A 930-nucleotide genomic window follows, 5' to 3' on the forward strand; every position below is an offset into this window, starting at 1 on the left:
TTCTATAAACGTCACTTCGAGTGCCACGCAAAAAAGCGTGGTGTATCGAGAAGTATTTATAGGTGCCTTTTCTCGATACAATTTAGACGTCTTGTGTAAGGCGGGGAGCTTTTGATTGTGCTTATTTTTATAGTAAGTTTCTTCGCTACCGCTCTGAATAACAAAACAAGATGTAATGTCATTCAGAAGGAATCCCGATAGCTATCGGGATGACTGAAGAATCTTTCCCATATATAGTTATAGACTTTTACTTTTTCCAATGAATGATAAGATTCTTCGCTACCGCTCAGAATGACATAACACGATGCAATGTCATTCAGAAGGAACGAAGAGACTGAAGAATCTTTCGATTAATAGTTATTCACCTAACAATAGTAAAGGAACACTATATATTATCATTCAAAAACTTCCAGTCAGGATTAGTGTGCGTAATTAAATGTTCTTTCTTCTTTCGGCTCCACCCTTTTAATTCTTTTTCTCTTTTAATAGCATTGGCCACTTCAAAGAAATGCTCATAATACACCAAATAAAAACAGTTGTATTTAGCAGTAAAAGCCTTTGAGAAAGGTTCTGGGTTATTGTGGAAGTACAGCCTTTCTTTTATGCTATTGGTCACACCAATGTATAATACCGTTTTATTCTTGTTGGTAAGGATATAAACATAGTAATTATGGTCACCAATTGTTTTCATGCAATTAAGATATTAAAAAAGGAAGCATTCTAATGTTGGCATAATAACTTATTCTGAGATTCTTGGCTTTTAATATAAATTATTGGAGCTGTCATTCAGAAGGTACGCCAAAAAAGGTTTTTGGTGTGACTGAAGAATCTCACCTGTCATTCAGAAGGAATCCCGATAGCTATCGGGATGACTGAAGAACCATATTCTATAAACGTCACTTCGAGTGCCACGCAAAAAAGCGTGGTGTA

The 930-nt window shown here is 35.6% G+C and carries 1 protein-coding gene; it reads right to left on the bottom strand.

What is annotated here, in order from left to right; translation table 11 throughout:
• Window positions 1-385: 385 nt before the first annotated feature.
• On the bottom strand, window positions 386-691 hold the full coding sequence (locus tag ACFEMA_RS14710) for a GIY-YIG nuclease family protein (RefSeq protein ID WP_411768966.1): 306 nt from the start codon (window positions 689-691) through the stop codon (window positions 386-388).
• Between the last annotated feature and the right edge of the window lie 239 nt (window positions 692-930).

This window comes from Winogradskyella sp. A3E31 (assembly GCF_046720935.1).
GTDB lineage: Bacteria > Bacteroidota > Bacteroidia > Flavobacteriales > Flavobacteriaceae > Winogradskyella.

Bases quoted from the DNA above. Each gene is read 5' to 3' on its own strand.
- ACFEMA_RS14710 (WP_411768966.1), bottom strand. From the start codon at position 691: ATGAAAACAATTGGTGACCATAATTACTATGTTTATATCCTTACCAAC.